This is a genomic window from Streptomyces sp. P5F9 (assembly GCF_057961495.1).
In genome coordinates, this window is the sequence record NZ_JBXVPZ010000498.1 from 1 (window position 1) to 6,753 (window position 6,753).

At 73.3% G+C, this 6,753-nt stretch carries 4 protein-coding genes; 2 read left to right on the top strand and 2 right to left on the bottom strand.

Annotated elements, in window-relative coordinates; genetic code table 11:
* Positions 1-29 precede the first annotated feature (29 nt).
* Entirely contained in the window at positions 30-938 is a 909-nt protein-coding gene (locus AC31A1_RS43645) for a LysR family transcriptional regulator (RefSeq protein ID WP_489658628.1), read from the bottom strand.
* Positions 939-1,034: 96 nt separating this feature from the next.
* Here AC31A1_RS43645 and AC31A1_RS43650 point away from each other — a divergent pair, with 96 nt between their 5' ends.
* Positions 1,035-1,865, top strand: coding sequence for an oxidoreductase (locus AC31A1_RS43650; protein ID WP_489658629.1), 831 nt, complete (start codon positions 1,035-1,037; stop codon positions 1,863-1,865).
* Between the two features lie 90 nt (positions 1,866-1,955).
* A complete protein-coding gene (locus tag AC31A1_RS43655) occupies positions 1,956-4,169 on the top strand; it encodes a DEAD/DEAH box helicase (protein ID WP_489658630.1) in 2,214 nt (737 codons plus the stop codon).
* 37 nt (positions 4,170-4,206) lie between these two features.
* Here the strand turns inward: AC31A1_RS43655 and AC31A1_RS43660 are convergent, their stop codons facing one another.
* Complete coding sequence (locus tag AC31A1_RS43660; protein ID WP_489658631.1) at positions 4,207-6,687, bottom strand: discoidin domain-containing protein; 2,481 nt, start codon at positions 6,685-6,687, stop codon at positions 4,207-4,209.
* Positions 6,688-6,753 lie beyond the last annotated feature (66 nt).

The following is a 6,753-nucleotide window of genomic DNA, read 5'->3' on the forward strand; positions in this document are numbered from 1 at the left end:
CATCGTAACCGTGTCGCAGACGCGTTCGATCAGCGCCCCGCCCCCAGGCGGCACGCCTCCGCGTACGCCCGGACCAGCGGCCGTCCGCCGTCCTCCCGCCGCCAGGCCAGGGCGTAGCGGCTGGGCGAAATACCGTGCACCGGGCGGGTGATGACACCGCCGAGGGTGATCAGGTGGGCATTGCCCGTGGCCACCAGACAGACACCGAGACCGGCGACCAGCGCCTCGTACGTCTCCTCCGTGCTCGCGATCTCCGCGCCGATGCGCGGCAGTCGGCCACCGCGCTCGTCGAGGGCAAGCCAATGGTCACGCAGGGGACCCGCGTCGGACGGCAGGGCGAGGAACGGCTCGTCGACGAGATCCGCGAAGTCGACCTCGGCGCGAGCGGCCAGCGGGTGGCTCTCCGGGAGCGCGACCAGGCGGGGTTCCTCCGCCACGACCGTCCAGTCGTAGCGCTCCGCGTCGGGCAGCGGCAGCCAGACGAACGCCACGTCCGCGTCGCCGCCCGCGAGACCGGCCGTCGGATCGTCCCAACTCACCTGCCGCAGCCGTACGGTGGCCTCCGGACGCGCGGCCGTGAAGCGGGAGCGGATCGCGGGCAGCAGGCCGCCCCGGCCGGGGCTGGTGCTCATGCCGACCACCAGGGTGCTGCGCTCGGCCGCGCTCACCTCCGCCAGCGCGGCCGCGCCCTCCGCCCAGACCGCCAACACCCGCTCGGCGTACGGCAGTAGAGCCGCACCGGCGGCCGTGAGCGCCACGCCCTGCCGGTCACGCCGGAACAACTCGGCGCCCAACTGCCGTTCCAGCGCCCGGATCTGCTTGCTCAGGGCGGGCTGCGAGACGTACAGCCTCTCGGCCGCGCGCGTGAAGTGGAGCTCCTCGGCGACCGCGACGAAGTAGCGCAGGTCCCGTACGTGGACGTCCGTCGTCATAGCCATTGGTTATCAGCGTAGGTCTTGGACGGCGGATCGGGGGCGGGAGCACGCTGGTCGGCAGTTGGGCAACAGGGATTCGGGATCTCAAGGGGAGACGTCATGAACAAGGTATGGCTGGTCACCGGTGCGAGCAGCGGGTTCGGGCGGGCGATCGTCGAGGCGGCGCTCGCGGCCGGTGACGTGGTGGTCGGTGCGGCCCGGCGGACCGAGGGACTGGACGACCTGGTGGCCGCGCGGCCCGACCAGATGGAGGCGTTGCGCCTGGACGTCACCGACACGGGGGCCGCCGAGGCCGCCGTACGGGACGTGGTGGCGCGGCACGGGCGGATCGACGTCCTCGTCAACAACGCGGGCCGTACGCACGTCGGTGCCTTCGAGGAGACCACCGAGCAGGAACTGCGGGACCTGTTCGACCTGCATGTCTTCGGGCCCGCGGCCCTCACGCGCGCGGTGCTGCCGTCCATGCGGGAGCGGCGGTCCGGGGCGATCGTGCAGATGAGCAGCATGGGCGGGCAGATGTCCTTCGCGGGCTTCTCGGCGTACAGCGGAACGAAGTTCGCCCTGGAGGGACTCTCCGAGGCACTCGCGGACGAGGTCGCCGAGTACGGCATCAAGGTGCTGATCGTCGAGCCGGGCGGCTTCCGGACCGCCCTCTTCGACACGAGCCGGGCCGGGGTCAGCGCCGACAGCGGGCTGTACTCCAAGGTGAGCGTGACCCGCGGCTTCGTCTCCGGCGGCGGCGGCACCCAGGCCGGCGACCCCGCGAAGGCGGCGGCCCTCATCCTCGCCGCCCTCGACGCCGAGGACACCCCGCTGCACCTGCCGCTGGGTGACGACGCGGTCGACGCCGTGCTCGGGCACCTGGAGCAGGTGCGCGGCGACATCGCGGCGTGGGAGAAGCGGACCCGGGCGACGGGGTTCGACGCGTGACGGAGGGCTGGGAAGCCGGGCCCGCTCCCGTTGTCAGTGCTGCGTGCCACGATGGGTGCACAGCGAGACGCATGGGGAGCGGGGGGTGACATGGAGGGCGAGTTTCCGCGGGCCGGACGGCGGGCCAGGGAGCTGTGCGCACGGGGCACGCGGTTGTACGACGTGGCGCGCGCCCTGCGTGAGGACCACGCCCGCGCGCTCGACACCGTCCGCTCCGCGCTGGAGCCGCTGCGGGCCGAACTCGTCGCGCAGGAGCTGGAGTCCATCCCGGTCGCCCGCCTGAAGGACGTCACCGAAGGGCGGCTGCGGCTCGGGGCGGTGGAAGCGGCGGGACTGGCCTCCGTGCGCGCGGTGCACGAGGCGAGCCGGTACGAGCTGCGGCAACTGCCCGGCGTAGGACAGCAGACCGCAGACCGGGCCCTCGCGGCGGCCCGGCAGATCGCGCGGGCCGTCGCGGAAACCGTGTCCGTCCGCATCGACGTCGACCACCCCGAGCCCCGCACCACGGCCCTGGTCATCGCCCTGCAACGGCTCGTCGAGGCCGGACCCGAGCTGCGCCGCGCCCGGGACGCCGCTGCACGGCTCGACGAGCGGCTCGGCGCGCTGCTGCCCGTGGCCCGGCCCGCCAGCAGCAGGCTGCTGATGGCACTCGCGGGACGCAAGCGGCGGGACGGCGCGCTCGCCGCGGTCGCCGAACTGCATGAGCTGGTGGCCGACCCGGCCGCCAGGGACGTACGGCTGCTGATCGCGCAGGCCTCCACGGACCTGTTGCGCCCGCCGGTCTCCGACATCGAGGCGTGGGTCGACTTCGAGCTGCGGTCCGCCGAGTACTACAGCCAGCTCGCCGAGGTCGACGGGCAGCAGCCGGACCTCGCGGCGAGCGAGGGTTTCCTGCCGGCGGAGCTGGCCGAGCGGGTGCACGCCCAGCCGCTGGACGACACCCACCGCCGGGTCTCCCTGCGCGGATACCAGTCCTTCGGCGCCCGCTTCGCCCTTGCCCAACGCCGGGTCGTCCTCGGGGATGAGATGGGGCTCGGCAAGACCGTCCAGGCCATCGCCGCGCTGGCCCATCTCGCGGCCGAGGGACAGAGCCACTTCCTGGTGGTCTGCCCGGCCAGCGTGCTGATCAACTGGAGCCGTGAGATCGGCGCCCGCAGCACCCTGCGCGCGCTGCCCGTGCACGGCCCGGACCGGCACGAGGCCTATGCGGAGTGGGGTGAGCGCGGCGGGGTCGCGATCACGACGTTCGACACACTGCACACCTTGCCGACGCCGGCCGACAAGTCACCGAAGGGCAGGAGGCCGAAGGCCGAGGCACCGGCCGGCCCCACCCCGAGCATGCTCGTCGTGGACGAGGCCCACTACGTGAAGAACCCGGACACCCGCCGCACCAAGTCGGTCGCCCTGTGGACCGAGCGCTGCGACCGCGTCCTGTTCCTCACCGGCACGCCCATGGAGAACCACGTCGAGGAGTTCCGCACCCTCGTCCGCCACCTCCGCCCCGACCTCCTGCCGACCGTCCGCAACGGCACCGCGGCGGCCGGACCGCACGCCTTCCGCAAGTCCGTCGCCCCCGCCTATCTGCGCCGCAACCAGGAGGACGTACTCACCGAACTGCCCGCCCTGGTCCAGGTCGACGAGTGGGTCGAACTCGGCGTCGCCGACCGCGATGCGTACGGCCGCGCGGTCGGCGACGGCAACTTCATGGCGATGCGCCGGGCCGCCTACGCCGACACCGAGAAGTCCGCGAAGCTGCAACGCCTGCGGGAGCTGGTCGCCGAGGCCGCGGACAACGGCGTGAAGGTGGTGGTCTTCTCCTACTTCCGGGACGTGCTCGCCGCGGTGGAACAGGCCCTGGAGAAGGGGGTGTTCGGGCCCATCTCCGGAAGCGTCCCGGCGGCCCGCCGGCAACAGCTCGTCGACGACTTCACCCAGGCCCCCGGCCACGCAGTCCTGCTCTCCCAGATCGAGGCGGGCGGGGTCGGCCTCAACCTCCAGGCCGCCTCCCTGGTCATCCTCTGCGAACCCCAGGTCAAACCGACGGTGGAGCACCAGGCCGTGGCCCGCGTCCACCGCATGGGCCAGATACGCACGGTCCAGGTGCACCGCATGCTCGCCACCGACAGCGTGGACGACCGGCTCCTGACCATCCTCAAGAACAAGGACCGCCTCTTCGACGCCTTCGCCCGGCGCAGCGCCCTGGCGGACGCCACCCCGGACGCGATCGACATCTCCGACGCCACGCTGGCCCGCCGCATCGTGGAGGAGGAGCAACAGCGATTGGCGGCTGAGGCCACCAACTGACCGTGCCCGCAGGGGTGTTCGGCCGGGTGTTCGGCCGTCACGAGCGCACGTCGAGTTCGGCGAGAGCGGCACCCTTGCCGCCACTCCGCACGGTGACGCGGACATACCGGGCGGCCGTTCCGTCCGGAGCGTGCCACGCGTGCCCGTCCGCAGAGACCTCGACCGTGTACGACCCCGGCTGCTTGGTCCACGTGGGCCGAACCGTCCCCACGCGCACCGTCCGCCCCAGGTCGACCGTGAGGGAGGCACGCTCGGCGTCCGGTGACCAGGCGGTCGCGGGGCTGCCGTCCACGGCCGCCTCCGGGTAGAGGCCGGAGACCGAGGAGGTGGCCGTCGCCGGGCGGCAGCGGGCCAGGTCGGTGGTGGGGGTGAGGTCCGGGCGCCGGGTCTTCAGGGTGACCGTGCCGGAGAGGGTGCGGCGCCCCTCGGGGGTGTCCAGGGAGAAGGGCGCGCCGGTCCGCAGCCGTACCGTCGTCGTCTCCGGGCCGATCGCGATGTCGTATGTACGACCGCGCCAGCGCAGCCCCGACAGGCGTACGCCGTCCGGGAGTTGGGGCGGCAGGGTCGGGTCGAGGTGGAGGGTGTCGGGGCGCAGGCGCAGGCCGGTGAGGCCGTGGGTGAAGACCTGGAGGAAGCCGCCCTTGCCGGTGAGGAAGTCCTGGGCGGGGGAGCCCGCGAGGGGGTCGGACGCGCCGGCCTTGTCGCCGCGCGACTCGGAGAAGAGGGCGAACGGGCCGCGGGCGAAGGGCTGGTAGGCCCGCCGCAGGAAGGTGTACGCGGCGCAGCCCGGCTCGCCGATCGCCGCCGCGTCGATCGCGTGGACGGCGTCGGTCATGGCGGGGCCGTCCGGGTCGGTGCGCCGGGCGTAGTAGTCGAGGGTGGCGGCCGCGGCACCGGCCGGCATGGGCCACTCCAGCGGGTAGATCAGCAGCACGGTGTCGGCCTGCTTGATCTGGGAGCCGCCGTAGCCGTCGTACTGGAGGAAGATCTTGCGCTTCGGGTCGTAGGGGATGCGCAGGCCGTTCGCGACGGTGAGCCAGTCGGCGGGGGCGGGCGTGCCCAGGGCGTGGGCCGCGTCGGTCGCGGCGCGCAGCGCGGTGGCGGCGACGGCGTTGGTGTAGACGCCGTCGTTGACGCCGTTGCTGTACTCGTCGGGTCCGGCGACCTCCTTGACGGAGTACGAGCCGTCCGGGTTCTTCGTGGCCCGCGAAGTCCAGTACTGGGCAAGGCCGTTGAGGAGGGGCCGGCCGCGGGTGCGGAGCCAGGCGCGGTCGCCGGTGGCGAGGTAGTACTGCCAGGCGGCGAGGGCGATGTCGCCCTGGAGGTGGTTCTGGGTGACGCAGTGCGGCGGCTGCCAGCTCTGGCACTCGTTCCACAGGCGGCCGTGACTCGCGCTCGTCCAGGGGAAGAACAGGCCCTTCACCGCGGTCTTCGCGGCGTTCTCGGCGGCGGCCGCGCGGGTGCGATACCGGTATTCGAGGACCGGGAGGGCGAGGTCCGGGTGGGTGGCGAGCAGCGCGGGGAACATCCAGGTCTCGGCGTCCCAGAAGACCATGCCGGCGTAGTTGTCGCTGGTCAGACCGGCGGGCGCGATGCTGTTCCGGGCGCCGGGGCGCAGCGCGGACAGCAGCCCGTACTGGGCGGAACGGACCCAGAGTTGGAGATCCGGATGCCCCGGAACCTCGATGTCCGACGCCCACAACGCCCGCCAGGCGGCACTGTGCGAGGCGAGCAGTGCGTCCCACCCCCGCCGCGCGGCCTCCCCGGCGGCGTCCTGGGCGGCGGAACGGGGGTCGCGGGAGGTGAGGGCGGTGTCGACACCGACGTACTTGGTGGCGGTGTAGCTACGCCCGGAGCGGACGGGGAGGATGGCGGACTGGCGGGCGCTCAACTTCCCCGGTTCGGGGGCGTGTTGGGGCCGTCCGGGCGCATCCAGCACGGACGCGACGGCCCCGTCGACACCCGTCCCGTCCGTGCGGAACGCCACGCCGATGGTGTGTTCGCCCACGTGCCCGCCGTCGGTCTGCGTGACACGGCGGGCGCCGCGGCCGTCGAGGCGGTCGGTGAGGGTGAGTTCGCCGTCCCAGTGCGGGGTCACGCGCAGGTGTACGGCGCCGGTGTGCGGGGAGTCGCGGGCGGCGAGGACGGCGTAGACGAGGTCGGTGCGGCGGCCGTCCGTGGTGGTCCAGGTGAGGGACGTACGGACGTACCCGCAGCGGAGGCTGAGGGTTTGCCGGTAGTGGCTGACCCGGCCGCCGCTCCCACCGCCGTAGGTCTCGGCGCCCGCCGTGACATCGAGGCCGGTCCAGTTCGGGAGCGCGGCGAGGGCCTCGCGGCCGGCCGTGTTCGCGGGCCCCCGCGCATAGAGGCCGGAGACGAACGCGCCGTCGTAACGCGGGGTGTACAGCGGCCAGCCGGTCTTCTCACCGGACGCGGCGTACCCCGCGCCGGCGGGCGGGACACGGGTGCCGAGGTAACCGTTGCCGACGTAGGGGTGGTACGTGTCGGTCGGGTCGATCCGGCCGGCCGAGGGCGCCCAGCCGCGCGCGTCGCAGTCGTCGCGGGGGTGGGTGCGCTGTCTCTT

Bases quoted from the DNA above. Each gene is read 5' to 3' on its own strand.
- AC31A1_RS43645 (WP_489658628.1), bottom strand. From the start codon at position 938: ATGGCTATGACGACGGACGTCCACGTACGGGACCTGCGCTACTTCGTC.
- AC31A1_RS43650 (WP_489658629.1), top strand. From the start codon at position 1,035: ATGAACAAGGTATGGCTGGTCACCGGTGCGAGCAGCGGGTTCGGGCGG.
- AC31A1_RS43655 (WP_489658630.1), top strand. From the start codon at position 1,956: ATGGAGGGCGAGTTTCCGCGGGCCGGACGGCGGGCCAGGGAGCTGTGC.